Source organism: Neobacillus sp. CF12 (genome assembly GCF_030348765.1).
Lineage (GTDB): Bacteria > Bacillota > Bacilli > Bacillales > Cytobacillaceae > Neobacillus.
The window spans coordinates 4166650-4183419 of the sequence record NZ_JAUCEU010000007.1 but is presented as its reverse complement, the minus strand read 5'-3'; the positions used below and the strand labels follow the sequence as shown (position 1 = coordinate 4183419).

At 32.6% G+C, this 16770-nt stretch carries 14 protein-coding genes; 1 reads left to right on the top strand and 13 read right to left on the bottom strand.

Features of this window, described 5'->3' with window-relative positions; genetic code table 11:
* Positions 1 to 1037: 1037 nt before the first annotated feature.
* The gene (locus tag QUG14_RS19890) at positions 1038 to 1319 is read left to right on the top strand and encodes a hypothetical protein (RefSeq protein WP_289342174.1); all 282 of its coding nucleotides are present in this window, start codon (positions 1038 to 1040) and stop codon (positions 1317 to 1319) included.
* Between the two features lie 1027 nt (positions 1320 to 2346).
* On the opposite strand, the gene QUG14_RS19885 is transcribed toward QUG14_RS19890, so the two are convergent.
* The 13 genes from QUG14_RS19885 to QUG14_RS19825 all read right to left on the bottom strand — a co-directional run bounded on the left by QUG14_RS19885 (position 2347) and on the right by QUG14_RS19825 (position 16740).
* Positions 2347 to 2607, bottom strand: coding sequence for an ATP-binding protein (locus QUG14_RS19885; RefSeq protein WP_289342173.1), 261 nt, complete (start codon positions 2605 to 2607; stop codon positions 2347 to 2349).
* Positions 2608 to 2959: 352 nt separating this feature from the next.
* Positions 2960 to 4354: a hypothetical protein gene (locus tag QUG14_RS19880; protein WP_289342172.1), complete on the bottom strand. Its 1395-nt coding sequence runs from the start codon at positions 4352 to 4354 to the stop codon at positions 2960 to 2962.
* Positions 4355 to 4703: 349 nt separating this feature from the next.
* Positions 4704 to 5984, bottom strand: a complete 1281-nt coding sequence (locus tag QUG14_RS19875; RefSeq protein WP_289342171.1) for a lipopolysaccharide biosynthesis protein — start codon at positions 5982 to 5984, stop codon at positions 4704 to 4706.
* Positions 5985 to 7193 carry a glycosyltransferase family 4 protein gene (locus QUG14_RS19870; RefSeq protein ID WP_289342170.1) on the bottom strand — a complete coding sequence of 403 codons (1209 nt, stop codon included), beginning with the start codon at positions 7191 to 7193 and terminating at the stop codon, positions 5985 to 5987.
* Positions 7183 to 7752 carry a DapH/DapD/GlmU-related protein gene (locus QUG14_RS19865; RefSeq protein ID WP_289342169.1) on the bottom strand — a complete coding sequence of 190 codons (570 nt, stop codon included), beginning with the start codon at positions 7750 to 7752 and terminating at the stop codon, positions 7183 to 7185. The genes QUG14_RS19870 and QUG14_RS19865 overlap by 11 nt, the downstream gene beginning before the upstream one ends.
* A gap of 296 nt (positions 7753 to 8048) precedes the next feature.
* Positions 8049 to 8969: a glycosyltransferase family 2 protein gene (locus QUG14_RS19860; protein ID WP_289342168.1), complete on the bottom strand. Its 921-nt coding sequence runs from the start codon at positions 8967 to 8969 to the stop codon at positions 8049 to 8051.
* Positions 8970 to 8993: 24 nt separating this feature from the next.
* Complete coding sequence (locus QUG14_RS19855; RefSeq protein WP_289342167.1) at positions 8994 to 9968, bottom strand: SDR family oxidoreductase; 975 nt, start codon at positions 9966 to 9968, stop codon at positions 8994 to 8996.
* Between the two features lie 2 nt (positions 9969 to 9970).
* Complete coding sequence (locus QUG14_RS19850; RefSeq protein WP_289342166.1) at positions 9971 to 11353, bottom strand: nucleotide sugar dehydrogenase; 1383 nt, start codon at positions 11351 to 11353, stop codon at positions 9971 to 9973.
* Positions 11328 to 12455, bottom strand: a complete 1128-nt coding sequence (locus tag QUG14_RS19845; protein WP_289342165.1) for a glycosyltransferase family 4 protein — start codon at positions 12453 to 12455, stop codon at positions 11328 to 11330. Before QUG14_RS19845 ends, QUG14_RS19850 begins: the two co-directional genes overlap by 26 nt.
* Positions 12452 to 13075, bottom strand: a complete 624-nt coding sequence (locus QUG14_RS19840) for an acetyltransferase (protein ID WP_289342164.1) — start codon at positions 13073 to 13075, stop codon at positions 12452 to 12454. The genes QUG14_RS19845 and QUG14_RS19840 overlap by 4 nt, the downstream gene beginning before the upstream one ends.
* A gap of 9 nt (positions 13076 to 13084) precedes the next feature.
* The gene (locus QUG14_RS19835; RefSeq protein WP_289342163.1) at positions 13085 to 13717 is read right to left on the bottom strand and encodes a sugar transferase; all 633 of its coding nucleotides are present in this window, start codon (positions 13715 to 13717) and stop codon (positions 13085 to 13087) included.
* A complete protein-coding gene (locus QUG14_RS19830; RefSeq protein WP_289342162.1) occupies positions 13717 to 14832 on the bottom strand; it encodes a DegT/DnrJ/EryC1/StrS family aminotransferase in 1116 nt (371 codons plus the stop codon). Before QUG14_RS19830 ends, QUG14_RS19835 begins: the two co-directional genes overlap by 1 nt.
* An 81-nt stretch (positions 14833 to 14913) precedes the next feature.
* Positions 14914 to 16740 carry a polysaccharide biosynthesis protein gene (locus QUG14_RS19825; protein WP_289342161.1) on the bottom strand — a complete coding sequence of 609 codons (1827 nt, stop codon included), beginning with the start codon at positions 16738 to 16740 and terminating at the stop codon, positions 14914 to 14916.
* Positions 16741 to 16770: the final 30 nt, after the last annotated feature.

Below are 16770 nucleotides of genomic sequence, written 5' to 3'. Positions count from 1 at the left end.
CAAAAATTACGTAATGGTAATTTTCTTGAAAGCAAAACCTAAAACTCACTAACGACTTTCTTATGTTATACACTGATATGCAGTTATCAAACACAACTTGGGCACCTCACTTTCATCTAAGCGGTAAGTTCTTTACCAATTACTTAATTCAACAACATCCTCTAAAATCCTAACAAATTCGATAATAAATTTTGACAAATTGAAGAACAAAAACCTAGAGACTAGCTCTAAAATATTACCTTTGTGCTTTATCGCTTTAAACTTTAGCTTAGTGGGGGTCTGACCCCAGTACTATTGGCTGTAATCCCCCCCGATTGTGTAAATAAGAGTTTTAGGCCCCTGAAGAAAACATTCTTGGTTTTCGGATGGTAAAGGTACCGCAAAAGCTGCATTACTATGCGGATACGACATGACTAAAAAATGTGAATCCATAAACTCCCCATCTTTTACAACTTCCATTACGCCAAAGTCTACTTGTGGTTCTCTTGGAGGATGTTCTAAACGATCATGCCCTTTATCAATTTCTTCGTTATGGTTATTCTCCCAATCAGATATAAAATAGCAGACTGTTGGATAAGACCCTTTTGTTTTTGATAATTTAGATTTGAGCCACTTTTATTCGATTTGATCGCATAAAAAATGAGCCACATAATTTCCAATTCTATTTACTCTCTTATGATAGGAAGTGACCAAACTTACTTCATATGAGAGGACGAAAAGGATGATCATATGGCTCAATTTCATAATATCAAATTCTTAAAAGAGGTTGAAGGTTTATCGCAAAGACAAATGCGACAAAACTTGGAATATCCCGTAATACAGTAAGTAAATACCTAAAAAACAATACAGCTCCTCCGACGACAGTGTTAAGAACAAACATTTATGGAACAAAGGAATATTCTTCAGAAACAAAACGGGTTATTGGATTCGGAAAGGCAATGTTAGACAAAAGTTTTAACTATTTTTAACATAATGTAACACAATTTTTGGTTACTTCTCCTTATGATTAAATTAATCAAGTAGAGGAGGATGACACATTGCGGACAAATCTAACCATTCCTAACCCTTTTACCTTTAAAGCATCTATGGATATTGCATTAGAAGTTACATTTCCTGTATTGGCTAGTGAAACACATGAAAACTTAATGAACCTTTTAAAAAGAGTCCCCAACTATTTAAGGCCAGAAACGTTAATTGCCACTCCTGAAGAGAAAAATCAATTAAAGGAATGCATCCAGGCATTTAAACAGTCAAAAACATGTAGTTGGCTAAGGGAAGACTTTCTTCGAGCATTGAATGATATAGAACTTCAATGCTAGAGGCGGGGCACCCATATGCCGTCGTTTTTATAAGAAGTTAAGTTTGATTTGTGCTACACGTAAAGAGCTCACTAGTAAATTATATATATGATAATGGAGATTTAATAAATGGTAGAATTCCGTGATTAAAGACTCAGTATAAGAGATACGAGCTGGAGATAGATTCTGCTATAAGCGAAGTTGTCATAGAGGGAAATTAAATTGTTGGTAAAGAAGTAAAAGAATTAGGAAGAACAATTAGATGGTTTCGTTGGCGTTAAGCATTGCATTTCTTGTGGAAATGGAACAGTAGCAATGAAATTAGTGTGATGTAGGGAATATCAAAGAAAGAAGAGCCTTATTTATACCAGATTTCTTTTCAACTGGAGAAATTATCTCCTTTTTAGAGGTACAGTTCCAATATTTGTGGATGTAGATAATGACAATTTTACTATTGATAGAGTTAAATTAAAAATTGCCATAATAAAAGTAATAGAAGTAATTGAATACTTAGTTTCTTTGGGTAATCACGTATTATAAAGTTTCTTATAAAAGTGCTTAATTTTACATTTATGAATAACCAAACTTACACACTATATGGTTCTTACGATAACTTGATAAAAAGGAACCTGGGCTAGTAATAGTATTTGAATTTTCTATTTTACAATAATATTCATAATCTATTGAGTACTCGTTTCTCTAATATTGTTATTGAAATATTATAAAGTCCAGAAATTGACGTTATTTAATGTCCGTATATTGACGGAATTATTGTCCGTGTAACTTGGGAAAAAGGGAGAATCATGACAATTCTCCCTCAATAACCCTTTCAACCATATGATCATCTATTATTAGAAATCCGTTCTGTGACCCATAAAGTAAACAATGAGTACATAACCTATTTATGAGCCTTGCGGATCCCACCGGAAAACTGGTGAATTTCATCTAAAGCGACGTACGAAAGGAATTGTTGGTCTACTCCTGCGTATTTTAGATGTTTAGCCCCATACTCTCCAACTTGTGCCCGGTAATAGTTGCCCCCCTTTGCCTAATACCTTCGAATGATTGAAAAGCGTTGGCAGTCCCAAAGTTCACTCTGTCCAACAAGAATAAGTGCGATTGGACTTTGGGCATCCATTTTGAAGTTAAGCAAGAACCTTACCTCCTCAAGCATCTCTTTATCTAATAAGTTAACTTCATATACCACTACCACTGGCTGAATGCCTCGGACTCCTCTCATCTCACGATGTAGCTGCCGTTTGGCATCACCTCTATTAAACTTTGCTTCAGAGCCTAATTGTTCTAACAATCCTTTATAAAAAGTGTCTAGGGGTTTGAGTCAGATAAATAGAGAACTTGGAACTTTCCGTTATCAAGCCGGTCTACAAACCTACAAATTGTGGTTGTTTTAGCATTGCCACAATCACTGTTTAAAACGACAAACAACTGTCTGTCTGCCGCAGACCAAATCTTAGAATCCTGGTATTCTGTCAGTCTTTTCTTGAAAGGTTCTCAGGATTCTGATACCCTATGGAAATTAAGAAGAAGGAAAACAGCAATAATACAATGATTCCTTGCATAAACTAATTTTATATTGTCTACTATTAGGATTCCAGTGCACTGACAACGAATAAAAAAGCCTTTATTTAAATTTAATTACCTTAATCACCTTTTATACTCGTTAATTTCTTTGATGACCTATATATATAAATTAATATTATTAACAAAACTACAACATCTAATCTATTTCTTACAATTGCAGTAATATCCGCATTATTTAAAATATTTATCATTGAAAATGATATTCTATATAATACTATTTTGATTGCAAAATTATCTTTAAAATAATTAAAAACTATATCAAGTTTTCTAAGGGCCCTTCCAATAATAAAACACATAAATATTAACGAAATAAACCCTAACTGATAATAATTAAATGTAAGTATATCTACCGGGATCCCCCCAGATGGAACAACCCCTAGAAAGTAACCGTAAGCATCTGTATTATAAGTTTGTACAGAAACAATTAACTCCTTTTTAATACCAAGAGGTTTTAATAACATGCTTGGAATCATTGCTAATGGCCAAATAATATAATCATACATATATCGATATCCAGAAAAATCTACTAACTCATTTCTCATTATAAAATTTGCAAAAGGGTATGAAAACTCACCTAAAAAAGTTGTTATAAAGTTCACTTGCTCATCAACTTCATAATATCCATAGCTTAAATATTTAAATAATCCATCTAAATACGTTAGCAAATAAATTCCTACTATAAACAATATTATTAGTCCCCAATAACCCTTTTTCTTTCTTTTACTAAATGAAAATAAGAAAGGTAAAAAGAAAATAATTAATGGTGCACGTCCTTGATTATATAGAAGAAACAGTATCGAGAATAATAAAGATATAATAAACTTAATCAAAAGCACTCTATTTTTTTTTATTCTGAGTAAATAAAGATATAAATAAGGAGTCACTAAAATAATTGTAGAAAGCGTTACAAGCTGTAAATAGCTTGATCTAATTATTTCTGTAGGATCTTTATCTAAACCTCTAGTTTGAGCACCTAGGGATAAATATCCTTGCAGAGATCCCACTTCGTTAATTAATAAGATAATACTTCCTACAGCAAAAATCAAAATAATATCAGTTATATTATTAACTCTTTTAAATAAAATGTTTTGATTCACATTAACTTGTAAACCATTCATTCGATTGATTATTCTAGCCTTAGAATTAAATTTAAAATGATAGGATAAAACAATAACAATTAAACTGGTAAGACAAATAAGTAAAGTGAGAAATATTTCATCTCCACTTTTTTGATTTAACATTTGAGTAAAGAGTGAAGTATTGTCTCTATAGTACTTGAAATATGTTTGAAAGAAAGGTACTACAAAATAGAACATACTAAAGGTTAATATAAACATACATAAAACATTAAATCCCTTTTTGGAAATAACTCTCTTCACATAGAAAATAACAAGAAAAAATACTATTAAGTAAAATACAAAGCCAAAATAGGAAAATATATCTTCGAAAATCATATTGCTCTCCTAACAATTATAAATTAAATCGTAAAATATTCTTAAAGGTACTCATACAAGTAAATACTTCAATTTTTCTCCCTTTACATCACTGATCCTTAGGATGAAGATTTGTTACTCCTTCCTCATTAAGAGTTCCTCAATATGATTTTTTATGAATATAAAAGAGTACTTTATTTCATTTAACAACTTAAATCAATGTCATTAACTCCTAAACTTTCCTTAAACGATGAATAGAATTACGGCTTCATTTAACCCAACTAGATTTCTAACTTAAAATCTACTACACAAAAATATGGGTTGAATCGAAACATACTTACCTTTATTGGTCCAAAATTAAAAATTTAAATTATTTTTGATGTAAATCAAGGCCTCTGTTCCCATATGCATACATCATTATGATTAGATAGTAAATAATATATATTAAACTAAATGATATTGTTATAGAGAATAAAAATTCATTTACTTTTAACATAAATATTTTAGAAAGTATAAAACAACCTACTGATGCAGTAATGAACAAAATTTGTAGACCTAACTCTTGCTTTTGTTTTTTTACAATCTGTAATCCATATGCAACAGTATTAACTATAAAACGAATTCCGAACATTGGAGCAAGTATTTGTACATATACACCTGCATTGCCCCAACCCGGGCCAAATACAACTTCAAATACTATCGGTGCAATATAATACATTATTAAAACCATTGGAACAGCTAATATAAGAAGGATAACGCTTATCCTAAAAAAACTTTTAATAAACCTACCTGTTTTATCATATTCTCTTGATGCCTCTTGAAAAAAAACCTTTGAAATATTAGTACTTAAAACAGTTAATGGTAAACCTAAAACCTTGTAAGAAATAGAATAAAAACCTAATACTGTTAATCCATATAAAGATTCAATAAATAGCATTATTGATGTATATGAAAAACGATTTGCGAAAGTTGCAGGAACTGAATAAAACAGCATATTAGAATGTTCCTTCATTACTAGTAATACTTCACTTTTGCTTGATTTTCGAATTTCTTTAAGATGCTGCCTAATCCTTGTAGACTGCTTTTTTAGACCAAATAACATTCCAAATGTGTGTGATATTAATAATCCTATCGTTCCGAGTTTAAAAAAACCAAGAATAACAGCTCCAAGATTTTGAGTAGTTGTTTTAATAACATAAACAGTTGACATAATCTTGTATTCTTTGTATCTATTGTTATATGCCTCTAAAATTCTCATTAATCCATTAAAAATTAGCATAATAAAGATAAAAATAACCGCATATGAGAAATCTTGATATTCATTATTGGCAACAAAGTAGTATGTTCCATACCCAATTGTAGCTATTGTACTAAAGATAAGTGTTATTATTAAAGATAATTTTATTAGTGGAAAAACCTTTTTTGGATCAGACTCTGATACTATAGAAACATCATATCTGCCACATAAAATACTACCAAACAAACTTTCAGCGGTTAAAATTAAAGTGTAAACACCAAGTTCGGCTGGTGTATAAAATCTAGTAAGAAGTGGTGATACTAAGATCGTTAAAAATTGAGCAATTATAGAACCTGACGTTAAAATTAGGATTGCCTTTCCCACTCCACCACCTAGTAAATTCTTTACCAACATTTATATATTTTCCTCCTGTTTAATAGAGCATATATTATAGAAGTATTCTCTTGATACAGTTTTTTCATTTAATGATTCTATTGTCCTTCTTGCATTTTTCCTTATTCTCTCTTGTTCTTCTGATGACAAAGTCATAACACGATAAATTGTTTGGGATATTTCATTTATATTATTGGAATCAGTTAAAAATCCATTTTCTCCATCAATAATAATACCATCTATTCCTTGTCCACGTGTTCCTATTATTATACACCCAGCAGCCATTGCTTCTAAATAAACAATACCTAAAGTTTCCTTTTTGCTTACCATAATAAAAATATCTGCATTAATCATAGATTCGAATGTTTTTTCTCTACTTAATCTTCCTGTAAAATTAATCCTGTCAAACATCCCAATATTTTGTGCAATTTTCTTAATACCGTTTTTCTCTTCTCCATCACCAATTATTGTAAATGAAAATTGTATTTTTTTATCAATCTTATTTAAAGCTAGAATTGTATTAGCTACATTTTTATTACTATCCAATCTTCCTGCAAATGTTAAATTAATTTTTTCTTTTACATTGTAATTCGAACTATTTATTTGATGTGAAATGTAATTTTCCGGGATACCGGATAAGCACATAAACTTTTTTCCCTTGAATTCTATTAGGTTTTCAAACTCTTTTTTTATTTGGTATGATCTAAAGCCAATTGCATTGAAGTTATTAAAATAATCCTCCCACTGTTTAATCTTACCTCTATTTTTTATATTTTTTATGTCAAATGAATGTAAAATAGCTATAGTTTTGGGAAATAAACTGATTTTATTCATTAGGTCAACATAGTAAGTTGGAAAATGTACAACAGCAATTTCGGGAGTATATTGCTCTTTTATTGAAAAATCCTTTAATATGTTAATGATTTTCTTGCTAAAATAAGAAAGTGTTTTTATAGACTTTGGAAATAAAAGTAAATATTCAAAAAAAATAAGTCTATTTCCATAATCATCCTTATATAAATAATGTTTATAATTTCCTTTTATCGACAAAACTTTCCTGAGTTGTTTAAAAGCAGTTCTAAAGCCATGCATATATAAATGTATAATCAAAACATCACTATCTTTAGGAAAATCCTTTAAAAGATAATAAATCGCTTTTGTATCTTCGAACAAATCGTTTCTATGCTTTATTGGATAAAATGGGGTAATTATGGCAATTTTATTTTTCATTACTATCCAGCCTTCTTAATATTCTTGCAGGGTTTCCAACTAAAACACAATTTCCATTAGGAAAACTTTTAGTTACAACAGAACCTGCCCCAACAACAGTATTGTCACCTAAAGTAACTCCTGGTAATATGGTAGAATTCATGCCTATCCAGCATTTTTCTCCTAATTTTATCTCTTTGGCTACATCATGTTTATCTAACTCACCAATTTTATGATTTTGTGTAATTAATCCAACATTAGGTGCAATATATGTTCCTTTACCAATTGTAATTTTTGCTTCAAAGTTCTGATAATAACAACCAAAGTTTTGAAAGTTATTTATATCATCAGGGTCAAATATAAGATTATTATAACTGCCTATATTATTACGATGTGATACAGGAAAGGGAACCTTTCTATTATAACCAACTATTTTTTGCATAAAAAAACTTCTCCAACACCAACGCCAACCTTTCGCTGAATTATCAAACCACCGCCCCTTTAAATATCTCCTATCGTAAGCAATAGACATAATTACTTTAGAAATATTAATAAATAATTTTATTAAAAGTTTTTTCAAATCAAAACACCTCCAAGAGAGTTTGGAACTAGTAGTTACATACTTATATTTTATATAATCAAACAATAAAATAACCAGAGGGTTTCTTCCTCTGGTCTAATGAATAACGATAGGATAGATTTGGAAGTTACAAATTTTATAACCATATCAAGTTTGATCTGCAGTTTTACTTTTGCTCTAACTATTATCAGTTTAAGTCTGATTAAACTTAATCATTGCTAAACTATTATTGAACCCAAAGTATAGATAATTTTTACTAGATTCATTTAGGACATCGCATAAAACAGTAAATAAAATTACTTAATTTTAAATCCAAAGGCCTTTTTTGTTAATTTTCTATTTACCAGATGAAAAATATATCTAATAATCAGTCCAACCGTTAGTTCTCTTTTAATAATTTGTATTATTGCTTTTTTTCTTTTACCAAACGTTGTAATATAATGCCGAAACAGCTGCAGATTAATCATTTTGTTTATTTTTATTTTATCACTTTCCGGGAGTCGATTTATTATTGGAGTGAACTTTTGAATATAATCAAATGTAATTTCCTCAAAACTTTTTTTGTTGGGCTTATTATTATGGACATGTACAATTAAACCTATAACATCTGCGTAGGCAAGTTTATACCTCATAAGTATTCGAGATAAAAATTCAATATCTTGGTTCCTTTCAAAGTTTTCATCAAAACCATTTATTTCATCTACTACACTTTTTCTAATTAATAAGTTTGAGCCAGCATGTACGAATAAATTTCGCATCAATTCTTCACTTAATAGGCTTCCTTCTCTTTTTTCTGCGCCCCAAACAATTGTTTCTCCATTTTTTTTTCGAATATAATTTGTATAGCATGCTCCCCAACTATTATCTAAACTATTTAGCCGTTTAACCTGGGCAGATACCTTTTCAGGAAAAAATTCATCATCATCATCAAGAAACATAATATACTCACCATTTGCATGTCTAATTCCCGTATTCCTAGCAGCTGAACCATTTTTATTTTTGTCATGCTTTAAATAGATTACATTTTTATATTTCTTATACATGTCCATTATACTCTCTGTATATTTCCTATACTCAGTATCTGGATTATTGTCATCAACGACAATAATTTCAATATTTTTATACGATTGATTCAATACAGAGTCTATAGCCCTTGGTAAAGTATCTGCTCGTTTATATGTTGGTATAACCACACTTACAATATTTTCTTCAAACATTGTCATCCCTACCATAATAATATTTTATAAATATCTTCTATACCACTCAATTGCAGTTCTAATTCCCCTTTCAAAACTCCACTCTGGAGCATATCCTAACATTTCTTTGGCCTTACTAATATCTGCATTACTATGCTTAATATCACCTTTACGATCAGGTCCAAAAATTGGCTGAATATCTTTTCCTAATATATTCAGCAAATGGTTATAGATATCAATCAAATACTCTCTTCCACCGTAAGCAATATTATAGGCTTGCCCTGCTGCTTCGTGGGTTGCATTACAAGCCTTCAAGTTAGCTTCAATTACATTTTCGATATAAGTAAAATCTCTACTCTGCTTTCCATCACCATTAATTGTTGGTGCTTCATCATTTAGTAATTGTTTAATAAGCTTTGGAATAACCGCAGCATATGCTCCTTCTGGATTTTGTCTTCTACCAAATACATTGAAATAGCGTAAGCCATAGGTATCAAGTCCATATAATTTAGTATAGAGTTTTCCATATTCCTCATCTACTTTTTTGGTGAGTGAATAAGGTGATAAAACATTACCCTCTCTTCCTTCCTTTTTGGGAAGATTTGGCTCGTCGCCATATACTGAGGAACTTGAAGCATAAACAAATTTCTTTACACCATTCTGCCTGGCAGCTTCCATCATATTTAATGTCCCTTTAATATTTATTTCTTCATAAAACAAAGGCATCTCAATACTTCTTGGAACGCTTCCCCATGCAGCTTGATTTAAAACATAATCAATCCCTTCACAAGCTTTCATACATGTGTCAAGATCACGAATATCTCCTTCGATAAAGTCGTAGTTAGGATTGATTAAAAATTCTTCTACATTTTCCTTTTTTCCAGTAGAAAGATTATCAAGACCTCTGACTTCATAACCTAACTTAAGTAAAGCTTCTACTAAATTAGAGCCAATAAAACCTGCCGAACCAGTAACTAAAAATTTACTTCCCTCTGGAAACTTTATATTTTCATACCCCACTTTTATAACCTCCAATATAAAAAGCCTGCATCCTCTGCCTCTGCCCGATTAAAAATTCCTTTGATATCCACTAATACACAATCATTTCTATCATTATCTATTTCAAACTCGGATGTTGCGGCTACCTCATTCATTACTTCTGTATTTACATAACGAGGTGTTCCAAACATTCTTTTTACATCTTCCAATTGAATAGCTTTAAATTCATCGTGTGGAACTGCAAAGATTACAGCATCCATATCTTTTATATCTTCTACCTCACTAAGATTAATTCTATATTCACGCCATAGATCTTCTCTATCTGCTTCAGGATCTACAACTTTGACGTCTACTCCGTACTCTTCTAATTCCTGAATTACGTCGATTACTTTTGTATTTCGAACATCGGGACAGTTCTCTTTAAACGTAATACCAAAGATAGCTACTTTTGCACCATTTATTTGTTTATTTGCCTTAATCATTTTCTTTACTATACTTTCAGCAATATATTTGCCCATATCGTCATTAATTTTTCTACCTGAAAGAATGATCTGAGAATGGTAACCCATTTGCTCGGCCTTGTACGTTAAGTAGTATGGGTCAACCCCTATACAGTGACCACCAACTAGCCCTGGAGAGAAATTAAGGAAGTTCCATTTCGTTCCAGCAGCTTCAAGTACTGCTTTCGTATCAATTCCCATTTTATTAAATATGATGGAAAGCTCATTCATAAAAGCAATATTAATATCACGTTGTGAATTCTCTATGACCTTTGCGGCCTCAGCCACTTTAATGGTTGCTGCTTTATACACACCAGCTTCAACAACTAATTCATATACTTTCGCCACAGTATCTAATGTTTCTTCATCTTGGCCTGATACAACTTTTACAATAGTTTCGAGTCTATGGACTTTATCACCAGGATTAATTCTTTCTGGAGAATAGCCAACTTTAAAATCTACTCCACACTTTAATCCAGACTCTTTTTCTAGGATTGGAACACAGATATCTTCAGTTACACCTGGATAAACAGTAGATTCAAAGACAACTATCGAACCTTTAGTTAAGTTTCTACCTAAAGTGCGACTTGCAGATTCTACCGGTGTTAAATCTGGTGTATGATCATCCTTTACAGGGGTAGGAACAGCTACGATATGAAATTTTACTTCTCTAAGCCTAGCTTCATCCGATGTAAATTCAACAGTCGTATTCTTAATTACCTCATTTCCTACTTCCTTTGTAGGATCAATTCCATTTTTATATAGTTCAACTTTTTCCTTATTAACATCAAAACCAATAACATCAACTTTCTTAGCAAAAGCTACAGCAATTGGCATACCAACATAGCCTAATCCAACTAATGATATTTTCTCTTCTCTATTAATTAATTTCTCGTATAGGTTCATCATAATTCTCCATTTCCATAATTGATTTTATTTCTTCTAAGTAAGCATCAATAACTATATTTCTATCAAACTCTTTTTCCATCTTTTTTCGTCCAGCTGATCCCATTGCCTTTTTTTGGTTATATGGTATATTTATAAATTTAGTAATTGCGTTAACTAAACTTTCAACACTCCTAGCCTCAAAACCCAAACCAGTCAATCCGTCTTCAAAGGTTTCAAAACATCCTGGTACTCTTGAAGCCAATACTGGCCGTCCAGAAGATGCAGATTCCAGCAGGACATTAGCCAAACCTTCATGATATGAAGGGAGGATAGTAGCATGAGATTTTTTAATAAAAGAATGTACATCATCTTGTAGCCCGTGATATCTAATAACTCCTAGATTATTTAATTCTTCTAATTGTTGAGTGTAATCTTCCTCACTACCACCAACTAAATTAAACTGTACACTTGGATATTTATCCCTTACGATTTTAGCCGCTTTTAATAATTCTTCTATCCCTTTTGCTTTCATTATTCGTCCAATAAATAGGAATCTAATCTCCCTTTCATCATTAGGATATTCCTCAAATTTATGTTGTTTAACATTCACACCCGAGCCTGGAATTAGCCTGGTATTACTCTTAACAATTCCGTTATCAATAAAAAACTTTCGATTAGTTTCATTTTGAAAGAATACACACGATGCTTTTTTTAGTCCCCTCTTATAAAGCATCAGTGTGATTTTTTGAATTAGACCCTTATTTTCGACTGAGGTCCCTAATCCTGTTATATTGGTAATATATGGTGTGCTAGTAAATGAACACGCGATACCGCCATAAACATTAGGTTTAATAGTATAAGTTAATACAATATCAGGTTTAATAGTTTTTATAATTTTTAAATAGTAGAGCAAAAGTTTTAAATCTCTGAATGGATTTGTACCGCGCCTCTCCAGCGTGGTATCAATGAATTTACAACCTAAATCTTCCAATTTCGGCACAAATTCATCATTGGGTAGAGAAATATAAACCTCGTGATTTTGTTTAATCAATTCTTCTAATAATTCTTTTCTAAAATTATATAAACCCATACCGAAATTAGCTAAAACAAGTACTTTCATGTTAAAACTCTCCTAACAGGAACACCAACATACACTCCAGGTTCATTTATACTTTTTACAACTACTGCACCTGCCCCAACATTGCAACCGCTGATAATGTTTACATTATTACTTACTACACTACCTATTCCTAACCAGGACCCTTGCCCAATTTTAACTGTCCCCGCTAAGTGTACTCCTGGTGAAATATGAACATAATCCTCAATCATATTATCATGGTCAATTGTAGCAGCAGTGTTGATAATACAACCTTTACCGATCTTAGTGCAGCTATTAATTATTACGCCAGCCATCACTACAGTTCCGTATGAAATATTAACATATTCACTGATAACAGCATTAGGGTGAATTAGTGTTACGATACTTGCACCCGCCTCTTCGAGTTCTGCAATTACCTTTTGACGAATGGAATTATTACCAATTCCTACAAAAAAGTCATATTCATCCAAATAACTAGTCGCCTCATTTGATGTACCTATAACTTCTATTCCCATAGATGACTTTACACTTTCATTATCGTCTAAAAAAGCAATAGCTTCCCATCTATTCATCTTTAATGCAATGTCCGCACAAACTTTTCCATGTCCACTTGCACCAATAATCAGAAGTTTATTTTTCATTGTCCTAATCTATCCTTCTTTAGTACCCTTAAAGGGTTCCATTGTCACTGAAGTTTCTGAATTAATTCCTTCTCTAACAAAAACCTTTTTAATTGTTAAAAAGATAATTTTCCAATCTTGAATGAAGCTCACATTATTAACATACTCAACATCAAGATTAAATTTATCTTCCCAAGCGATAGCATTTCTACCACTTGCTTGCGCAAGGCCCGATAAACCAGGTCTTACTTCATGTCGCCGTTTCTGGTGTTCATTATATAATGGCAGGTATTGTACCAATAAAGGTCTCGGACCAATTATGGACATGTCTCCTTTTAATATATTAAAAAGTTCCGGCAATTCATCAAGGGATGTGGACCTTAGGAATCTTCCAAACTTAGTCAACCTAATACTATCTGGCAGTAATTCTCCATTTTTATCCCTTTCATCCGTCATCGTTCTAAACTTAAACATCATAAAAATTTTTCCATTCAAACCAGGTCTTTCCTGTTTAAACAAAACAGGGTTGCCTAACTTTTTTCTTACAAGAATAGCTACGATTAAAAGAATCGGACTGAGAACTATAATAGCAATCAAAGATAAAAGAAAATCCATCGGTCTTTTTATAAACCTTTTATAAATACCACCTTTGGTATTCTTCATTACCTTAACCACAACCCCTTAATAATATCTACTACTCTTTTTAGATCCTCATCCGTCATCTTTGTATCTGAGGGCAAACAAACACCATTCTCAAACAACTTCTCTGAAACATCAGTTCCAACAAAATCATACTTCTCAAAAAATGGCTGCTTGTGCATTGGCTTCCAAATAGGCCTAGACTCTATATTTTCTTTTTCAAGAGCTTCCATAATTTCTATTGGTCTAACATTACCACTTATAGTCATAGAACTTAGCCAATAGTTAGGTTCATTCCAATCATTACTTGGCATGAACTCTACACCATCAAGATCACCAAGTTCCCTTTTATAAAATTCAAAAATATAGTTTTTCTTTTTAACCCGCTGATCTAATACCTTAAGCTGTCCTCTACCAATTCCAGCAACAACATTGCTAATTCGATAATTAAACCCTAGTTCGCTATGTTGGTAGTGTCTAGCATCATCCCTAGATTGAGTTGCCCAAAATCTCACTTTTGATATTCTTTCTTCATTATCAGAAACTAACATCCCACCGCCAGAAGTAGTGATAATCTTGTTTCCATTAAAGGAAAAGATTCCATAGTCACCAAAAGTACCAGTATGTTTTCCTTTATAGTAAGTACCTAATGACTCAGCTGCGTCCTCTATCAAAACAACATTATGCTTTTTACAAAGCTCTACTATTTTATCCATATCTGCTGATAGTCCATATAGATGAACAACAATTACCACTCTGACATCTGGGTATTTCTCAAATGCTTCTTCTAACGCTTTCGGACACATATTCCAGGTTTTATAATCACTATCAATAAAAACAGGAATTGCATTTTGATAGATAATTGGATTAGCAGTTGCTGAGAATGTTAGCGTCGGACAGAAGACAATATCCCCTTCTCCAACTCCTGCTGCTTTAAGAGCTAAATGAATAGCAGCCGTTCCTGAGGTTAGTGCTGCAGCAGTTTTAGAGCCTACCTTTGTTGCTAATTCCGTTTCAAACTGATTTACATTTTCCCCTAGAGGAGCTATCCAGTTTGTATCAAAAGCTTCCTTTACATATTGCATTTCATAGCCTTCATCACTCATATGTGGTGATGAAAGGAATATTCTATTAGCCATCGTTAAGACTTCCTTCCATAATATACATATATCTAATCAATATTTTGATTCTAAAATTCATTCCAAAACCTTTAATAACTTTTATTTCGTTGTAGCTAAGAAAGGAGAATAATCGTACTTATTATTAGCAACAGCAATCAACGTATCATGCATTTCGACTTCAGACATTTCTAATAAACCGCTTATTAACTTACTTAGCACCTCTGCTTGAAGTACATTCGCTTTCCCAATATGAATTTTAGGGAAAATACTTTCCGGGTGCATCTCATTCTCATTAAGTAATTCTTCATACATCTTCTCTCCAGGCCGAAGTCCTGTAAAATGTATCCCGATTTCTTCTATTGTATAGCCAGAAAGCTTAATCACGTTTTTCGCTAGGTCTACAATTTTAACCGGCTCACCCATATCAAGAACAAACACCTCACCACCACGTGCTAGTGACCCTGCTTGGATTACTAGTCGAGAAGCTTCAGGTATCGTCATAAAATAGCGTGTCATATCCTCATGTGTAACCGTAACTGGCCCACCAGCTTGGATCTGCTTCTTAAATAGCGGTATAACACTTCCGCGACTGCCAAGTACATTCCCAAACCGAACAGCTACAAATTTCGTGCTGCTCTGTTCTGCTAAACTCTGAATAATCATCTCAGCAAAGCGTTTCGTAGCTCCCATTACATTAGGAGGATTCACAGCTTTATCCGAAGAAATTAAAACAAAGGTACTAACACCGAAGGTGTCTGCAGCTTCCGCGACATTCTTCGTACCAAACACATTATTCTTAACAGCTTCTCTTGGATTATATTCCATCAATGGTACATGCTTATGTGCAGCAGCATGATAAACAACAAACGGTCGATGTTCTTCGATTACTTCAAACATTCTGTTCCGGTCTTGAATATCACCGATCACAGGTACAATCTCAATTTGCTCTTGATAAAGTTTTTTGAGTTCCATATCAATTTGATAGATACTATTTTCACCATGGCCTACCAAAACAATTTTTCTAGGATTGAACTTGCATATTTGTCTGCAGATTTCGGAACCAATCGATCCTCCCGCACCCGTAACTAACACAGTCTTTCCTGATACATATTTCGAGATACTGCCAATATCTAACTCTACTGGATCTCTTCCTAATAAATCCTCCACCTGAACTTCACGGAATTGATTGACAGAGATTTTTCCCGTCATTAAATCTTCAAGCTTTGGTATGATTTGCGTTTTTGCCTTTGTCTTTGCACATTCCTCAAAAATTCGATGTAATTCCTTTTGTTTTAATGAAGGAATCGCAATCACAATATTTTCAATTTGGTATTTCTCAACCGTTTGTGCAATCCAGCCCGAACCACCAACTACGGGTATTCCTAGAATGTCCAATTTGTACTTATTTGGATCATCATCGATAAAAGCAACAGGCTTTAAGTCGATTTCACGGTTGCTTAGTAACTGTCGTGCCACCATTGTTCCACCAGATCCAGCACCGATAATTAGTGTTTTTTTGATATCCTTTTGTTTATTCATAATGTTGTCTCGGAACATTCTCCAAGAAAACCTTGAACCACCAATTAATAGTACATGCAGCATCCAGGTAATCATTAAAGCTCTTACATACGTATTCTCAAAAACGACCATCTGCATAGCCGACGTAGCCACAATTGAAAATGTAACTGCCTTAACAATTGCCATGAGTTCTCCAACACTCGCATATTGCCATGCCTTATTGTAGAGATGATAAAATGAAGCAAATAAATGATGGCAAATTAATAAGGTAAGTGCTGTAACAGGAAGCATTGGAACCTCAAAGATATGAATCAAAGGATTCAGAGTCCAATAGCTTATGTAGATAGCCGTTAACACAATAATCGAATCTAAAATAGCGAGTGTGGTTAATCTTTTCTTATATGTCACCTGAACATTCCCCCTTTTTCTCTTTATTTG

Coding starts and splice junctions, on each gene's coding strand:
- QUG14_RS19850 (WP_289342166.1), bottom strand. CDS start 11,353: ATGAACCTATACGAGAAATTAATTAATAGAGAAGAGAAAATATCATTA.
- QUG14_RS19870 (WP_289342170.1), bottom strand. CDS start 7,193: ATGAAAAATAAAATTGCCATAATTACCCCATTTTATCCAATAAAGCAT.
- QUG14_RS19840 (WP_289342164.1), bottom strand. CDS start 13,075: ATGAAAAATAAACTTCTGATTATTGGTGCAAGTGGACATGGAAAAGTT.
- QUG14_RS19880 (WP_289342172.1), bottom strand. CDS start 4,354: ATGATTTTCGAAGATATATTTTCCTATTTTGGCTTTGTATTTTACTTA.
- QUG14_RS19835 (WP_289342163.1), bottom strand. CDS start 13,717: ATGAAGAATACCAAAGGTGGTATTTATAAAAGGTTTATAAAAAGACCG.
- QUG14_RS19830 (WP_289342162.1), bottom strand. CDS start 14,832: ATGGCTAATAGAATATTCCTTTCATCACCACATATGAGTGATGAAGGC.
- QUG14_RS19845 (WP_289342165.1), bottom strand. CDS start 12,455: ATGAAAGTACTTGTTTTAGCTAATTTCGGTATGGGTTTATATAATTTT.
- QUG14_RS19860 (WP_289342168.1), bottom strand. CDS start 8,969: ATGTTTGAAGAAAATATTGTAAGTGTGGTTATACCAACATATAAACGA.
- QUG14_RS19875 (WP_289342171.1), bottom strand. CDS start 5,984: ATGTTGGTAAAGAATTTACTAGGTGGTGGAGTGGGAAAGGCAATCCTA.